Genomic DNA, 17,161 nt, shown 5'->3' with positions numbered 1-17,161 from the left:
ATGGCGAAAGTAACGTTACCTCCATTTGAATATCCTGTTGCCTATTGTATTGCTGGTGTCGATGAAGTTGGCCGAGGTCCTCTGGTAGGAGATGTGGTCACTGCGGCAGTTATTCTTGACCCCGATAATCCGATTGATGGTTTAGCAGACTCCAAAAAACTATCTGAGAAAAAGCGCCAACTGTTAGCCGAAGAAATTAAAGCTAAAGCAATTGCTTGGTGTATTGGTCGAGCAACGCCAGAGGAAATAGATACCTTAAATATTTTACATGCTACTATGCTAGCGATGCAAAGGGCAGTGCAGGGCTTATCGGTTGAGCCTGATCATGTACTGGTGGATGGTAACCGCACTCCAAGTTTTTATGGTGAATCTGGAAAGATTGCCAGCCAGCCGGTCGTTAAAGGTGATGCCCGGGTGACAGAAATTAGCGCTGCATCCATTATTGCGAAAGTGGCCCGAGATGATGAAATGATTGCACTGGATAAGTGTTACCCACAATATGGTTTTGCCAGTCATAAAGGTTACCCAACTAAACTTCATTTGGAAAAAATTGTCGAACACGGCGTATTAGACTGTTATCGTAAGAGTTTTAAACCGGTTGCCGCGGTATTAAATAATGAAGGAAATTCATGAGCCAAGACATTGATACACAGCAGCTAGTGGAGGGGGGCGATTCGGAAGCAGAACAAATTGCACCAGCTCCTCAGTTTGTCCACTTGCGCGTTCATAGTGACTTTTCAATGTCGGATGGCCTTAATAAGGTCAAGCCTATTATTAGCAAAGCCGCAGATTTGCAGATGCCGGCAATCGCGCTTACCGATCAAACCAATCTTTGTGGCTTAGTTAAATATTATCATGCCGCTCATGGCGCAGGGATCAAACCGATAATCGGTTCTGATTTTTGGGTGCAAAGTGAAGAACTAGGTGATGCACTGTTTCGCTTAGTGGTATTAGCCACAGATAATACCGGTTATAAAAATCTAACTGAGCTTATTTCTAAGGCATATTTGCGCGGTCATGTGCAAAACAAAGCTGTGATTGATAAAGAATGGCTGATTGAATATGCGCCTGGGCTTATTATACTTTCGGGCGGCCGTGAAGGTGATGTTGGTCAAGCGCTGTTAAAAGGCAATCATACGCAAGTAGAACAAATGGTGGCGTTTTATCAGCAGTATTTCCCTGAACGTTATTATTTGGAATTGATCCGTACTGGTCGGGAAAATGAAGAAAACTATCTGCATTTAGCCGTAGCACTTGCAGAGCAACAGCACTTACCTGTTGTTGCTACTAATGAAGTGGTGTTTTTAACGGAAGACCTGTTTGAAGCGCATGAAATTCGTGTTGCAATTCATGATGGTTTTACTTTAGACGATAAACGCCGACCGAAAAAATATAGTCCGCAGCAGTACTTACGCAGTGAAGCGGAAATGCTCGAGCTGTTTGCTGATATTCCTGAAGCGTTGGAAAACACCGTTGAAATTGCTAAACGTTGTAATGTTACCGTACGCCTAGGCGAGTACTTTTTGCCTGACTTTCCAACCGATGGTATGACAATAGAGGACTATCTCGTCAAAGTATCGGAAGAAGGTCTTCAAGAGCGGCTTGAGTTTCTTTTTGATAAAGACGCCCCTGATTTTGCCGAAAAGCGTAAGCCTTACGATGAACGTTTAGCGATTGAGCTGGAAGTAATCAATAACATGGGTTTTCCTGGTTACTTTCTGATCGTGATGGAGTTCATTCAGTGGAGTAAAGATAATAACATTCCCGTTGGGCCAGGGCGTGGCTCCGGTGCGGGGTCATTAGTGGCGTATGCGCAAAAAATTACCGATTTAGACCCACTGGAATTTGATTTACTTTTCGAACGTTTTCTTAATCCCGAACGGGTATCTATGCCAGATTTCGATATCGATTTTTGTATGGATCGACGGGATGAAGTTATCGATCATGTTGCTGAACTTTATGGTCGAGATGCGGTATCACAAATTATTACGTTCGGTACTATGGCTGCCAAAGCGGTTATTCGCGATGTTGGTCGGGTGCTTGGTCACCCTTATGGCTTTGTTGACCGGATTTCTAAGTTAGTGCCTGGCGATCCAGGCATGACGCTGGCGAAAGCGTTTGATGCTGAACCTAAGCTGCCGGAAGTCTACGCACAAGACAGTGAAGTTAAAGATTTAATTGATATGTGCCGTATCTTAGAAGGCACAACCCGTAATGCCGGAAAACATGCCGGTGGCGTGGTAATTTCACCGACAACTATTACCGATTTTGCTCCGTTATATTGTGATGATGAAGGTAAAAACCCGGTTACTCAATTTGATAAAAACGATGTTGAAGATGCTGGGCTGGTTAAGTTTGACTTCTTAGGGTTAAGAACCTTAACCATATTGCAATGGGCAATAGAAATGGCAGACGAGAAGCTGCTAAAAGCTGGTAAAGAACCGATTGATATCGCAGCGATTCCCTTAGAAGATAAAAAATCGTTTAAGTTATTGTTGTCGTCACAAACTACCGCGGTATTCCAGCTGGAATCCAGCGGTATGAAAGCCTTGATCGATAAGCTTAAACCCGATTGTTTTGAAGATATTATCGCCTTGGTAGCTCTTTTCCGTCCTGGTCCATTGCAGTCAGGTATGGTTGATAATTTTATTGAGCGTAAGCATGGCCGAGAAGAAATTTCTTATCCAGACTCTACTTGGCAGCATGAAGACCTTAAGCCTATTCTAGAACCAACCTACGGTATCATTTTATATCAAGAGCAGGTCATGCAGATTGCTCAGGTGTTGGCGGGATACACTCTTGGTGGTGCCGACATGTTGCGTCGCGCCATGGGTAAGAAAAAACCGGAGGAAATGGCGAAGCAGCGCGCTGGTTTTGAGCAAGGTGCAATTAATCGTGGGGTAGATGGCGAGTTGGCGATGAAAATCTTTGACCTGGTGGAAAAATTCGCCGGTTATGGATTTAATAAATCGCATTCAGCTGCTTATGCTTTAGTTTCTTATCAGACTTTATGGATGAAAGCCCATTATCCTGCGCCATTTATGGCGGCGGTAATGTCGGCGGATATGGATAATACCGATAAAATAGTTACCCTTGTTGACGAATGTAAAAATATGGGGCTGGACTTATTACCGCCAGATGTTAACAGTGGTCAATATAAGTTTACCGTCAATGATGATAATCAAATCGTTTATGGTATTGGTGCTGTCAAAGGGGTTGGAGAAGGCCCGATTGAAGCCATTATTGCTGCTCGGGAAAGTGGCGGTCCTTTTGCCGATTTATTCGATTTTTGTGCTCGAGTTGATTTAAAGAAAACCAATAAAAGGGTATTAGAGCGTCTAGTGAAATCAGGCGCTATGGATAATCTTGGGCCTAAGTTGCAAATTAAAGATAAAGAAGCGCCTCATCGCGCCGCTTTATTTGAATCTTTGCCTGAGGCGATTAAAGCAGCAGAGCAGCATGCAAAGGCACAAGCCATCGGGCAGGATGACCTTTTTGGTTTGATTAATGAACAGCCGGAAGATACCCGCCAAGCTTTTAAAGAAGTTGCTCCTTGGCCTGAAGAAGTATGGCTTGACGGTGAAAAAGAAACCTTAGGACTGTATTTAACTGGGCATCCGATTAATCGCTATCTAAAAGAAATTAAAAAATATTCATCTGGTCGCCTGGTGAGTATGCAGCCGACAGGAAAAGATAAGTCGGTGACTGCCGTCGGTTTAGTGATCGGTGTGCGGGTGATGGTCAATAAACGCGGTCGTCGTTGGGCTTTAGTCACTTTAGATGATAAAAGTGCCCGTATGGATGTTCGACTGTTCCCTGATGACTATGATAGATTTGCTGAACTATTGGAAAGTGACGCAATTTTAGTTTGCAGTGGACAGGTCAGCTTTGATGATTACTCCGGTGGTATTACAATGACCGGTCGCGATATAATGACCATTGCCGATGCGAGGGAAAATTATGTGTCGTCTTTAGATGTCAGTATCGACAAAAATGAGGTTTCATCGGGTTTTGTTGAACAATTTTCCGAATTATTGTCGGAATATAAAGATGGTACTTGCCCGGTTCGGGTGTTTTATCAAAGAGATGAAGCACAAGCTATGCTAGAATTAGGCGTGCAATGGCGCGTAACACCTCAGGATGCCTTATTAAACCAGTTAAAAGGCTTACTGGGAGAAGAGAAAGTCGCATTAGAATTTAAATGATAGTGTCAGCAAGACATTATTAACACCGTATAAAAGTAAAGATAACTTAGGTACTTTAAGCATATGTCATTAAATTTTTTAGACTTTGAGCAACCGATTGCGGAACTTGAAGCAAAAATTGAAGAGTTACAGTTAGTGAATAACGGGCAGGAATTAGATCTTGACCTAGAAGAGCAAATTTCACAATTACGTGAGAAAAATAAGGAACAAACTCGGAAGATCTTTGCTAGTTTAGATCCTTGGCAAACCGCACGGGTAGCACGTCATCCACAACGTCCTTATACCAAAGATTATTTATCACGTATTTTTACTGACTTTGATGAACTAGCCGGTGATCGTGCTTATGCCGATGATAAAGCAATTGTTGGTGGTACGGCTCGAATTGATGGCAAAGCGGTGATGATCATAGGTCATCAAAAAGGGCGTTCAACATCGGAAAAAGTTAAACGTAATTTTGGTATGCCGCGTCCGGAAGGGTACCGTAAAGCTTTGCGTTTAATGGAACTGGCTGAACGTTTTAATATGCCAATTGTCACCTTTATTGACACCCCAGGGGCTTACCCTGGTATTGGTGCAGAAGAGCGTGGTCAAAGTGAAGCAATAGCTAAAAACTTAAAAGTGATGGCGCGATTAAATGTGCCGATTGTTTGTACGGTCATTGGTGAAGGTGGTTCAGGCGGTGCATTAGCGATTGGTGTTGGTGATCGCGTTAATATGCTGCAGTATTCAACTTATTCTGTTATTTCACCGGAAGGCTGTGCGTCAATTCTATGGAAAACGGCAGAAAAAGCCTCTACAGCTGCAGAAGCTATGGGGATAACAGCAAATCGTATTAAAGAATTAGGGTTAATTGATAAGGTTGTCGAAGAACCTATGGGCGGTGCACATCGTGATATGGATGAAATGGCAGCGTTGTTAAAGCAAGCGATTAAATCTGATTTAGCTGAGTTAGAAGGGTTATCGAAAGAAGAATTGATCGAGCAGCGTTATCAGCGTTTGATGTCCTACGGTTATTGTTAATTCTATATGCGGCTTATCCAATGTTTGAATAGGCCGCACCTTTCCCATGTCATTATTTAGTTCACTATTACTTGAGCATCTTGGTCAATATTCTGATCAATCCTTGATTTTGGCCTGTAGTGGTGGCGTTGATTCTATTGTACTGTTGCACGAAGTATCAAATTTAGTCAAAAGAAATGCATTAAGCTCACCGGTTAGCGTTTGCTATGTCAATCACGGACTAAGTGAGCAGGCTGATAGCTGGCAGGATTTTGTTCGCCAGCAATGTTTGCGCTTGTCTCTGCCGTTTAATGCTAAACAGCTTAAGTTAAAAAATAATTCACAACGAAGTTTGGAAGAACAAGCGAGAACAGCCCGTTATCAAGTCTTAAAAGAGCTTGCAGGTGAGAATGGCGTAGTAGTGACAGGCCATCATTTGGATGATCAGAGTGAAACCTTTTTATTAGCACTAAAAAGAGGCGCTGGACTCAAAGGATTGTCGGCAATGACCTCTGACGGTGAGTTATTTACTGAAAAAGGTACGCTTCAACTGTGCCGACCATTCTTAACGCTTAGCCGAGCACAGATTGTTGCTAGAGCACAAGAGTGGGGTTTAACCTGGGTTGAGGATGAATCTAATCAAGATTGTCAATTTGACCGTAATTTTATTCGCCAAAAGGTGATGCCAGCTCTTAGACTACGCTGGCCGAGTATTGCTACCACCATAGCACGTAGTGCACAACATTGTCAGGATGCTCAGCAGTTGATAGATGAAATTGCTCAGCAGGATCTGGCTCAGTGTACATTACAGACAAAGGTGTTATCTGTTTCTAAGCTCTTATTATTGTCACCTAGCCGCTTTAATTATTTAATGCGCTATTTTCTTGCTCAGCATCAGCAATTAATGCCAAGTACTGCTCAGTTAGCTCAGATAAGACAACAGTTAAATGCACCACAAGATAAAGCGCCGGCGGTAAAATTAGGGGCTGTGTGGTTACGTCGTTTTCAAGATACCTTGCACCTTACGCCTGAATTCGCTGATCTTAGCCATTGGCAGCAACAGCTTAAATTAGCTGATTTAAATGGCAGCGTTGTTGATTTGCCTGATAATTTAGGGAAACTACAGTTAACGCCTCAAAATAAGTTAACTGCCAACCTAGGTGATGTTAACGCGATGGCATTCTCCTTGCCCAAAGGTGTCACTGAACTACGATTGAGTTTTAGTCATCAAAACCCTAAGTGCCAACCGGATTATCGCCAACATAGCCGATCGCTGAAAAAAATTTGGCAGGAGTTAGCGGTGCCAACTTGGCAACGTAACCGTATTCCGCTGGTTTTTTCTGGCGAACAACTCGTGATGGCAATTGGTTATTTTGTCTGTAAAGAGTTCATGGTTGAGCGCCATTTAGATAAATTCAGTGTCAGTCAGATCGACAACAGTGAAATCGCTTAGCTTGATACTGTTAATATCGAATTAACAGTAGACAAAGGCGTGATGTCAGTGGTAAAAAGCCCTCTTAATAACAATAAAAAGTTGAGTCAATATGAGTCTTGCATCATCCTCAGTCTATAGAAAAGTACAATCTATTAGTCTTGTTAATCAAATTATTATTGCCATTTTATTCGGTGTTGCGCTAGCGGTTGCTGCTCCTGAACTTGCTAAATCATTATCTATATTAGGAAGCTTGTTCGTTAACGGCTTAAAAGCGGTAGCGCCGATTTTAGTATTAGTGCTAGTGGCTTCATCTATCGCTAATCAAAAGGCTAATAGTGATGCAAATTTAAAACCTATTGTTGGTTTATATTTAGTAGGAACATTAAGCGCGGCTTTTATTGCCGTATTGATTAGCTTTTCATTTCCTGTACATTTGACCCTTGATTTGGCCGGGGCGACAGCAAACCCTCCTCAAGGCTTAACCGAAGTATTAACTACATTAGCTTTTAAGGTGGTAGATAATCCGATTAATGCGGTAGCCACCGGAAATTTTATCGGTATTTTAGCCTGGGGTTTAGGTTTAGGTTTTGCCTTAAAAAAAGCAAATGCCAGCAGTAAAGCTATGGTGCATGATTTAGCCGATGCAATATCTAGCATTGTAAAAATAGTGATACGTTTTGCGCCATTAGGGATTTTAGGATTAGTCGCTAATACAGTTGCGACGACGGGCTTTTCAACTTTAGGGGAGTTTAGCCAGCTAGTGATAGTATTATTGAGTGCTATGTTGATCATTGCTTTGGTTGTTAACCCGTTGATCGTCTTTTTAATTATGAAGAGAAATCCATACCCATTGGTGCTGACTTGTTTAAAAAATTCAGGTATTACGGCATTTTTCACCCGCAGTTCTGCCGCTAATATTCCGGTTAATATGGAACTTTGTCGTAAACTGGATTTACATGAAGATACGTATTCGGTCTCTATTCCATTAGGAGCCACAGTGAATATGGCGGGAGCAGCAATCACCATTACTGTACTAACATTAGCTGCGGCAAATACTCTAGGGATTAATGTTGACTTTGGTACCGCTATTTTATTGAGTGTTATCGCATCTATCTCGGCCTGTGGAGCTTCTGGTGTTGCTGGTGGTTCATTGTTACTGATCCCTCTTGCCTGTAGCTTGTTTGGTATTAGTAATGATATTGCTATGCAAGTAGTGGCGATTGGTTTTATTATTGGCGTGATCCAGGACTCGGCAGAAACTGCATTAAATAGTTCAACTGATGTGGTGTTTACTGCAGCAGCCTCACACCATATTACTAAAAATCTGTAAGTTGCTACTGATATTTAATTTGATATAACGTAAGGCTGGTTAATTTTTTTGAAATTAACCAGCCTTACATTTAACTAACAGTCACATTTTCCATTCTTTCGGCCTAATCCCCCTATTTTTTATTAGCCTAAATTGTTTATCAAGTTCATACGATATTTATGAAGAAGATAAACGGTTAAATTTTACAGGAAAATAAACTATAGCGACTGAATAAGCGCTACGGCAACGCAGTGGTAATAAGTGTGAACCTTGTGCAGCGAAGATACATTAAGTGTTTATCAGGTGCCGCCGACCCGTAACGGTAGTGCACAGCTAAGCAAGGCACAATGGTAAGGGGAATTTCTTTAACCGATAACTCTGAGCATATTGAAGGTAAAGTTAATAGTGCTCGCATTGTATTAGTCGCTGCTTATGTAAAGAAAGCCAAATAAGGCTATTCTTAACTTACCGCAAAAGAGCACCATAATTGATGCTCTTTTTGTTTACCTACTCGTATTTGCAGAAAGTGTGACGGCTGCGTTTTATTTTTTTCTACAAAACGGTAATGCCAGTAATATTAATGCTAGCCAAGTAATAGAACCGCCGCTACTACTGTTGTTGTCAGCTTTATCGACACTAGTCTTATATAACGTGTTTTTTATTGATGATAAATTATCATCGGTTTTTGTTGTATTGTCATAGATCACCACTTGGTAAATAGTGACAAAATTTTCTTGCCCAGGTACAGCACTCGCATCACCACATTGATCTTGATAATCTGGCATAGGTAGTTCTTTAAACCCGTCGTAACCTGTATTACAACGTGGTATTTCGGCAATAGCATTAACGACATCCATGCCGTCTTCTATCACTTCACCAAATACGGCATATGCGCCACCACCATAAGGATCAACCGGGTCTAGTACTGAGGCATTATTTTTAGTGTTAATAAACCATTGACTGGTCGCACTATTAATTTTTCCGCTCTGCTTAGCCATGGAAATAGTAGCAGCGACATTTGAGTACACTGGTTCATTATCAATCGGGTTCTCTGTTTCAAGCCAGGTTGGAGGAAGAGTACCTTCAAACTTGGCTCCGCCACCTTGAATTACAAAGTCATCGACTGTGCGATGAATGATGCTATTGTTGTATTTACCCGCATTGAGATAGTTTAAAAAATTATTGACGGTTTTTGGCGTAGTCTCATCATGTAAATTGACTTTAAAGTTACCGTGAGAAGTCTGAAATTCAACAATAGTGGCCAAGGCATTAGTACTATTAAACGCAGCAGCGAGTAGTAAAGGTGATAAGAGCTTTTTCATAAGTTTTATTTTAGGTTATTTGTTTGTTCCTTGGCGTTGAATAATAGGTATAGGCAAGTGAAACAACAAGTGATTTATTGTTATCTAATGTAATCACTTGTTGTTTGGTTGTGTTGTTACTGCAAGGACAGTTATAGCGTTCGGAAAAATCGTTCACTGCGCGGTAACAGGTAGTTATCATAGTTAAGAGAAAAGACCACATTTTGTGAGCGGCCGATGATTTCTTCGCGCGGAACAAAGCCAATAACTCGTGAGTCTGCACTATTATTTCGGTTATCTCCTAATACAAGGTAGTGATCTTGTGGCACTTTAACTGGAGCGAAGTTGCGTAAGTCTGATTCTTGCTGCGTTAATTGAATTTTATGTGTTTGACCATTAATCGATTCAAGATAGATTGTTTGATTATTTTGTTTATTGACTACCTGATAAGTAACGGCATTACCATTTATTATGAGCTGATTATTGTTCATGGCAACAATATCTCCTGGCTCCCCGATAACGCGTTTAACTAAGCGTTTTTCGGCTACTTTTGATTCAAATATAACAATATCATTTACTTTTGGATCATCCAGTGCAATTAGAGATTGGTTAATAAATGGGACTTTGATGTCGTATGCCAGTTTATTGATAAAAATTCTGTCTCCCTCAACAATCGTTGGTTTCATGGAGCCGGTAGGAACATCGTTCCAATCCGCAATGGCGCTCCTAAAAACAGACATCAACACAATAAAAATAATCAAGGATTTATTTGCTTGCCAAGTTTGGTGTAGGTAATTTTTCTTCATTATTGCTCCGTTAACTTTGTCCGTAATTTAATGATGATAGCGAGTAGGGTAAATAGATGTTATTTGATTGATAAGGAAAGCAAAAGTTCACTATGGAGTAAACTTGTTATTTGATCGCTTTGTAACAATGTATAATCGATATTAATTTTATCAATGGCGCTCTTTTGTATAAGTTAAATGTTATTATTGCCAATTATTCATTGCTTAGTGGTAGTCAAAATAAGTGAAACAGCAGATAATTAAAGGGCAAGTTATTATTGGATTAACTAATCCGAAAAGTCCGAGTAATGTTGGAGCGGTAATGCGAGCGGCAGGCTGCTATCAGGCGAATAAAGTCTTATATACAGGGCAACGTTATGCTAATGCTGCTAAGTTTGCTACAGACACTAAAAACATCAGTGCTAAAATTCCACTAGTTGCTACAGATGATTTCTTAGCTAGCGTACCAGAAAACATGTCTATCGTATGTGTTGAATTAGTCGAAGGCGCTACGCCGTTACCGCAATTTACTCACCCTGACAATGCCTGCTATATTTTCGGTCCGGAAGATGGCACCTTAAGTCAAGAGTTGATAGATGACGCACATCATGTGGTCTATGTGCCAACAATAGGGTGTATGAATTTAGCGGCAAGTGTTAATGTACTGCTTTATGATCGCCTTGCTAAGTCTGCCGGGGTCATAGCAAGTGATGAATTGATCAGGCAAAGCCGAGATACCAATAATAAAGTGAAAATATCTCAGTAAATATTGATTATAAAGACGAAATTGCTTGACTCTTGGCGGCAAACAGATAGAATCCCACTTAGCTAGAAAGTAAGACCACTATTTATGTACATCGTTTCGAAGTTAGTATTAGCTCGTCCTGTTTAATAAGTAATAGTTAGACTCTCTGCAACACCGCCTTAGGGCAAAAAATTACTCAATTAAATAGGATATTATTATGTCTGATACAACTACTGGTACAGTAAAATGGTTTAACGAATCTAAAGGCTTTGGCTTTATCGAGCAAGAGTCTGGTCCTGACGTTTTTGCACACTTTAGTGCAATTTCTGGCGACGGTTTCAAAACCTTAGCTGAAGGCCAAAAAGTTCAGTTCACTGTAACTCAAGGTCAAAAAGGCCCACAAGCGGAAAACATCGTCGCTTTATAATTTTTTCTTTATAAGAGAAAAAATGACTAAAAAGGTAAGCTAAGTGCTTACCTTTTTTTGTGCCTGAAATTTACTCTTGCTTTTATTGAGTGAAATTATTGCTATTAGTTAAATTGACTAAATAATCGTTCATTTCACTGTTTATCCTTACTTACCTTAGCATGCCAATAAGTGTTAATAATTAAATTCTTTATAAATCAATCAATTAAAGTTTGGCATTGGTTTTGAATAGTACTAGATCAATTACAGCAAATAAATTGTAAAGGGTCTTTCAATGAAATTATTATTAGCTAGCGCCATTTTATTAACAACCACTTCAGCTTTCGCACATGATCGCCATATTTCATCTGATGGGTGTGATGTCGATTTAGATGCTGGTTTGAGAATTAATAAAAACCTAATCGAGTTTATTCAAAAAAAGCAGCCTATTTACCAAATCATTAACAATGAAACTTTAATAGTTAACGGTCAGGAAGTCGACTTAGATAGCCACCAGCAATCAATAGTGAGTGAGTATTCGACCCAGATCCGTGCCGTTGTACCAGAAGTTAAAGTTTTAGCATTAGATGCAATTAATTTAGCCACTGAAGGGGTTAACCTAGCATTTGATGAGTTACTTGGCGAGGGCAATGATATAGGCGCTGAGTTAACGATGCAGTTACATGCTGTGCGAGATGAAGTCGAGCAACGGTTTGCCAGTGATAAAGAGTTTTACATTGACGAGCAAGGCGAGTTTGCGGATGAATTTTTTGGTGAAGAGTTTGAACAGCGGATTGAAGATGTTGTCGAACAGACGATTCAAAACTCAATGGGAAGTTTGTTAATTGCGGTCGGTCAAGAAATGTTGTTTGCTGGCGGTGATATGGAAGCTTTTGAAACCAGAATGGAAAATTTTGGTGAACAAATTGAGCATGAAATGGAATCAAGAGCTTCCGAAATAGAGCAGCGCGGCGAAGCACTATGTTTTTCCGTTTATAAAATTGATCAGTTAGAACAGCAGTTGCAATCACAAATTAGTGAAATGAGTGAATTTGACGTGATTTCTGCTGATATTACGCATAACGATAAAATTTAGTTTTCAATCAATTTAATTTCTCTGGGTTGATTGGGGGTACCATTTTGGTACCCTTTTTTATCTGGTTACAATAATTTATACTGCGTTCTCATTCACTAAATGGCCATGCTATGCACGCCGTTCATCAGCTATACCAATATCGTAAAAGCTTATCGACAACTACCTATAAATCGCGAGGTCATAAGGTTGATCGTTGCGACTATTGCCGGTTGGCCAAGGAAAACTGTCTTTGCCAGCAAAGAGTTTCATTAACGAGTAAAGCAGCATTTCTGTTGTTGATGTATGACACAGAAGTGTTAAAACCGAGTAATACAGGTAAGTTAATTGCGGACCTTATTCCTCAGACCTATGCGTTTTTATGGTCAAGAACTGAGGTTGATCATGCATTGCTCGATCTTATTAAAAATGAAAAATATCAGCCTTTTATTATTTTTCCTTCCGAATATGCGACAGAAGAGCAACAGGTATTTCATCAATCTGTGGTTTTGAATAATAAAAAGCAGCCATTATTTATTTTGCTTGACGGTAGCTGGCGGGAAGCAAAAAAAATGTTTCGTAAAAGCCCTTATTTGCAAGGGATACCTATATTATCTATCGACCCGCAACAACTTTTAGCGAAAGACTATTTACCTAAATATCACATCAGAACATCAGCCAAAGGGCACCAATTGGCTACTGCTGAAGTGGCGGCGTTAGTACTAGCTGTGATAGGGGAACATAATAATGCTGCAATATTAGATAGTTGGTTTGATTATTATAACTATCAGTATCAACGCAGTGTTTGTCAGTCCAATAAAGGAGACGCAGAAGCCGAGCAAAGGTACAAAAGGTTGATAGCAAAGTAGTTATTATCGCTGTAAGAAGTATTTAGCGATTGAAACGTAAAAAGCGACATTTAATGTCGCTTTTTACTGGGGGGGCGGAATTACAGTCCTAAGATTTTTTTCCCTTGGTTAAAGGTGATATCAACCGGGATGCCAGCGTTTTCTAAACGGGCTAAATCACTGGCTAATTCCTGAGGAATGATGCCACTTTTTTTGACTAATTTATCAACACCTTGATAGTCACCATTTCCCTGGAACTCCAAAATTAGTTTTGATAAGCCATCGATAGCGTTTGTCATTTTTTCCATATTGACACTGTATTGGCCTTGCTCGTTACGAGTAAACGCTCCTTGTTCGGCAAAGTAGTTAAAGCGAACCATATTAGCCTTGCCGTGGGCAGAGCTGGCACCAAAACGCACAGAGCGGAAAATACCAGCTAAAAAGGTAGTGTAGTAATCTTCCAATTGTCCTTCAGTGATCACGCCTTTTTTAAGTAACTGACGAATCATGTATAAACCGAGGATATCTGCTTTACCTTCTTCTAATGCTGAAGCGTGTTCTTTCAATGCCTGACGGACGGTGCCATTATTATTAATGGTATTTTTGATCCCTAAACCATGCGCGACTTCATGAAACATAGTATTGGCAAAGAAAGCGGTAAAGCTGACATGTTTTCGTTGCTCAGGGACGATTAGCTGCTTAGCGATAGGTACTAAGATGCTATCAAACTTTGCCTGCATAGCATTTTTAAGTTGTAGGCGGCGTGTACCTTTTTTTAGCTGTACTTCTTCATCATTAGGTAAGTTAATGGCGATAGTTTTGCTGCCCGCATTGGAATGGCCTGCGTAATAAATGACATCATATGCGTTAAGATCGGCATCTGAGCCTGGTATTTCTTGTTTGTATTTTTTACTGACCGGTAAGCCTTTTTGCAACTCTGGTAAATAAGCCGCATACTTGGCGAGCTTTTCACTCCATGCCATGTCTTTTATTAATACATAAGATTCAAAAGCCGCACGATAGCCATATAATTGATCTTCATACGTTTCAATTGGCCCAATGACGACATCAATCGGATTGTTTTTCATCTCCATCCAGGCAAAATCTGATGGCTGATAATTATCTGTGCGTAGGGCTTCTGCGCGCATGGTTAGATAATTGGCGAATTCTTTATCTGCTGCAAACGTGGCGGCTTTTTCTAATATCACGGCAATGCGATTTAATTGTTCACTGTAAGCTTCAGAGTAAGCAATCGTGGTTAATTGGCCATTTTTATCTCTTCTAACTAAAGAATATAAGCCTTTTTTATCAGGGAAATCAGCAGTTTCAAACTCTTCTTTGGTCATATCATGCGGATAAAACTCAGCGCCTAATGGTTTCTCTTCAACTGTTGTAAAAAAGGCTTTATCGCCTGCTAGTCGATCCCAAGGGCCATAATTAATGTCAGCAAATTTTCTGACTTTTTCATCGCTAATAGCGGATAGAAATGCTTTTTTATCTGGGCCAAATGCTTGTTGCCAAAATAAATCATCGATAATATCTGACGCTTCAATTAACAGCGCGATCATTTTCTTCTGATTGTCAGATAAATGAGAAAGATCTGTTGTTAACGTCACCGGAGTATAAATATCTAAACGACTTTGGTAGCTGTCGAGTAGCTGAGGTGATTGTGGGTTAACGGAGACTGTTTTCTCGTTACAGCCACTAAGAGTTGAAGTTGCCAATAAAATAATGCTGGCAAGATGTGAAATTTTCATGAGAATTTTAGCCTTGTTGTAATTATTCGTTAGGTCAATACGCCCTAGAGACTAGAAAAAAAACGTAGGCTTGGCAATATCTGTTAAAAAATAAATAGTATTGGTTTGATTGAATCGTGGTAGTTAGGGGAAACAGATATAAAAAAACCGGCATTTGCCGGTTTTTACTACAATTGATTCAACAAAAATTAAAGCGCTTTAATCGCTGCATTTAAACGGCTTTTACTACGAGCCGCTTTATTTTTGTGAATAAGACCTTTACTTGCGTAACGATCAAGAATTGGTGTTACTGCTGCAAACTCAGTAGTTGCAGTTTCTTTATCACCGGCTTCAATTGCAGCGGATACTTTCTTTAATAAAGTGCGCATCATTGAACGACGACTTGCATTGTGTTGACGGCGCTTTTCTGATTGTAGTGCGCGCTTCTTAGCTTGCTTTGAGTTAGCCAAGGTGAACTCCTAAAATGAATTATATAGCTTAAATTTAAGGCGACGAAATATGCCTTTTTTTATCTGAATTGTCAAATATTTTCGCCGTTTTATTTCAATTTGTCTAAGCTGTTGCGTAATTTTACCACAGTTGCCAGTAATTAGGGGAGACAATTACCGGATATGTCGATTATTCCCTTGTTAAATAACATTAGTTCGCCGCATAATGAGCGGCTAAGTAACTTGTTGTTCAGCTAGTATTTAAAGGAAATCTCTTGAGCAAAAAACTGGTAAAGTCTGGCATTGTGGTCAGTGCTATGACCTTAGTGTCCCGAATATTAGGTTTAGTAAGAGATGTGGTGATCGCGAATATGATGGGCGCAGGAGCATCGGCTGATGCGTTTTTCTTTGCTAATAAAATCCCTAATTTTTTACGACGATTGTTTGCTGAAGGTGCTTTTGCTCAGTCATTTGTTCCTGTGTTAAGTGAGTACCACCAAAAAGACATTGATCAAGATACTCAAAAGACGCGAGAGCTGATCGCACAAGTATCAGGGACGCTGGGGGTAATTGTTACCTTAGTGACTTTAGTGGGCATGCTGGCATCACCAATTATAGTGATGATTTTTGGTCCTGGCTTTTTTTTAGATGCTTTGGATCAACAAGGTGTAACAAAATTTGATTTAGCGGCCAGCCTATTAAAAATAACTTTTCCCTATCTATGGTTTATCAGTTTCACGGCATTAGCCGGAGCTATTTTAAATACCTATGGTCGCTTTGCCGTTGCGTCATTTACTCCGGTATTACTCAATGTTGCTATTATTTCGATGGCGATATGGGGACGCACCTGGTTTGATAACCCTGAATACGCTCTGGCCTGGGGGGTATTTTTAGGAGGGTTGATACAGTTTCTTTTTCAATTGCCATTCTTATATAAAGCTGGTGCATTAGTTAGACCTCGTTGGGCATGGCATGCAAAGGGAGTAACAAAGATCAGAAAGTTGATGGCCCCTGCGTTATTTGGTGTTTCAGTGACACAAATTAACTTGTTACTGGATACTCAAATAGCCACCTTTCTCGTAACCGGCTCTGTGAGCTGGCTTTATTACGCAGATCGTTTGTTGGAGTTTCCATTAGGTTTGTTTGGTATCGGCATAGCGACAGTTATTTTACCTAGTTTGGCAAGGTTACATACTAAAAATAATCCGCAAGAGTTCAGCCAAACTCTGGATTGGGGGATTAAAATTATTAGCTTGTTTGGTTGGCCGGCACTGGCTGGCTTAATGGTATTAGCTCAGCCTATTATTATGGTGCTGTTTATGCGTGGAGAGTTTAGCCAGTTTCACGTCATACAAGTGTCTTTTGCGTTATTTGCTTATTTGGCAGGATTGATGAGCTTTATGTTTATTAAAGTGATGGCACCTGGTTATTATGCGCGTCAAGATACTAAAACGCCGGTAAGAATAGGGATTAAGGCTATGGTAGCAAATATGGCGTTTAATCTAATGCTAGCACCATTTTTTGGCTATGTAGGTTTAGCCATAGCGACAACATTGTCGGCGACATTAAATGCGTATTGGCTTTATAAGGGGTTAAAAACCTTGGGGGTTTATCAGTTATCATCTGTTTGTTATCGCTTTATTATCAAAGTGGTTGGGGCAGCATTAATGATGGCGGCTGTGGTTTATAGGTTATCACCTGAATTTGATATTTGGTTAACGATGGATTTTAGCCAACAAATTATTCAACTAGTGTTAACTATCTTATCCGGGGCTATTGCTTATTTTGCCAGTCTTTTTATTTTGGGTGTAAGGCCTAGTGATTTCACGATAAAAAATCCAAGTTAAAAAAAAGTACAACTAATTGTGGTC

At 40.1% G+C, this 17,161-nt stretch carries 14 protein-coding genes and 1 pseudogene; 11 read left to right on the top strand and 4 right to left on the bottom strand.

Going from position 1 to position 17,161, the window contains the following annotated elements:
• The 6 genes and pseudogenes from rnhB to QQK06_RS02550 form a co-directional block, all read left to right on the top strand.
• Positions 1–633 (top strand): ribonuclease HII, encoded by a 633-nt coding sequence (rnhB, locus tag QQK06_RS02575; RefSeq protein WP_284243027.1) that lies wholly within the window; start codon positions 1–3, stop codon positions 631–633.
• Positions 630–4,205, top strand: coding sequence for a DNA polymerase III subunit alpha (gene dnaE, locus QQK06_RS02570; RefSeq protein ID WP_284243025.1), 3,576 nt, complete (start codon positions 630–632; stop codon positions 4,203–4,205). The genes rnhB and dnaE overlap by 4 nt, the downstream gene beginning before the upstream one ends.
• 63 nt (positions 4,206–4,268) lie before the next feature.
• A complete protein-coding gene (accA, locus tag QQK06_RS02565) occupies positions 4,269–5,225 on the top strand; it encodes an acetyl-CoA carboxylase carboxyl transferase subunit alpha (RefSeq protein ID WP_284243023.1) in 957 nt (318 codons plus the stop codon).
• A 46-nt stretch (positions 5,226–5,271) separates the two neighbouring features.
• The gene (tilS, locus tag QQK06_RS02560) at positions 5,272–6,657 is read left to right on the top strand and encodes a tRNA lysidine(34) synthetase TilS (RefSeq protein ID WP_284243022.1); all 1,386 of its coding nucleotides are present in this window, start codon (positions 5,272–5,274) and stop codon (positions 6,655–6,657) included.
• A gap of 91 nt (positions 6,658–6,748) precedes the next feature.
• On the top strand, positions 6,749–7,969 hold the full coding sequence (gene sstT, locus QQK06_RS02555) for a serine/threonine transporter SstT (RefSeq protein ID WP_284243021.1): 1,221 nt from the start codon (positions 6,749–6,751) through the stop codon (positions 7,967–7,969).
• A gap of 308 nt (positions 7,970–8,277) precedes the next feature.
• Positions 8,278–8,400 (top strand): annotated as a pseudogene (locus tag QQK06_RS02550) (PhnA domain-containing protein); the annotation flags it as partial.
• A 90-nt stretch (positions 8,401–8,490) separates the two neighbouring features.
• Here the strand turns inward: QQK06_RS02550 and QQK06_RS02545 are convergent.
• Both QQK06_RS02545 and lepB read right to left on the bottom strand, forming a co-directional pair.
• A complete protein-coding gene (locus tag QQK06_RS02545) occupies positions 8,491–9,270 on the bottom strand; it encodes a peptidylprolyl isomerase (RefSeq protein ID WP_284243020.1) in 780 nt (259 codons plus the stop codon).
• A gap of 131 nt (positions 9,271–9,401) precedes the next feature.
• Entirely contained in the window at positions 9,402–10,055 is a 654-nt protein-coding gene (gene lepB, locus QQK06_RS02540; RefSeq protein ID WP_284243018.1) for a signal peptidase I, read from the bottom strand.
• Positions 10,056–10,278: 223 nt separating this feature from the next.
• Here lepB and QQK06_RS02535 point away from each other — a divergent pair, with 223 nt between their 5' ends.
• The 4 genes from QQK06_RS02535 to QQK06_RS02520 all read left to right on the top strand — a co-directional run bounded on the left by QQK06_RS02535 (position 10,279) and on the right by QQK06_RS02520 (position 13,126).
• Complete coding sequence (locus tag QQK06_RS02535) at positions 10,279–10,800, top strand: RNA methyltransferase (RefSeq protein ID WP_284243017.1); 522 nt, start codon at positions 10,279–10,281, stop codon at positions 10,798–10,800.
• Between the two features lie 196 nt (positions 10,801–10,996).
• A complete protein-coding gene (locus QQK06_RS02530) occupies positions 10,997–11,206 on the top strand; it encodes a cold-shock protein (RefSeq protein ID WP_284243016.1) in 210 nt (69 codons plus the stop codon).
• Positions 11,207–11,480: 274 nt separating this feature from the next.
• Complete coding sequence (locus tag QQK06_RS02525) at positions 11,481–12,281, top strand: DUF2884 family protein (protein WP_284243015.1); 801 nt, start codon at positions 11,481–11,483, stop codon at positions 12,279–12,281.
• Positions 12,282–12,391: 110 nt separating this feature from the next.
• The gene (locus QQK06_RS02520; RefSeq protein ID WP_284243014.1) at positions 12,392–13,126 is read left to right on the top strand and encodes a tRNA-uridine aminocarboxypropyltransferase; all 735 of its coding nucleotides are present in this window, start codon (positions 12,392–12,394) and stop codon (positions 13,124–13,126) included.
• An 80-nt stretch (positions 13,127–13,206) separates the two neighbouring features.
• Here the strand turns inward: QQK06_RS02520 and QQK06_RS02515 are convergent, their stop codons facing one another.
• Both QQK06_RS02515 and rpsT read right to left on the bottom strand, forming a co-directional pair.
• The gene (locus QQK06_RS02515; RefSeq protein ID WP_284243013.1) at positions 13,207–14,862 is read right to left on the bottom strand and encodes a dipeptidyl-peptidase 3 family protein; all 1,656 of its coding nucleotides are present in this window, start codon (positions 14,860–14,862) and stop codon (positions 13,207–13,209) included.
• A 188-nt stretch (positions 14,863–15,050) separates the two neighbouring features.
• On the bottom strand, positions 15,051–15,311 hold the full coding sequence (gene rpsT / locus QQK06_RS02510; protein ID WP_284243012.1) for a 30S ribosomal protein S20: 261 nt from the start codon (positions 15,309–15,311) through the stop codon (positions 15,051–15,053).
• Between the two features lie 254 nt (positions 15,312–15,565).
• On the opposite strand from rpsT, the gene murJ reads away from it, so the two are divergent.
• Complete coding sequence (gene murJ / locus QQK06_RS02505) at positions 15,566–17,137, top strand: murein biosynthesis integral membrane protein MurJ (protein WP_284243010.1); 1,572 nt, start codon at positions 15,566–15,568, stop codon at positions 17,135–17,137.
• The last annotated feature ends 24 nt before the right edge of the window (positions 17,138–17,161 follow it).

This window comes from Thalassotalea insulae (genome assembly GCF_030161395.1).
GTDB lineage: Bacteria > Pseudomonadota > Gammaproteobacteria > Enterobacterales > Alteromonadaceae > Thalassotalea_E > Thalassotalea_E insulae.
This window is presented reverse-complemented; position numbering and strand designations above follow the sequence as displayed.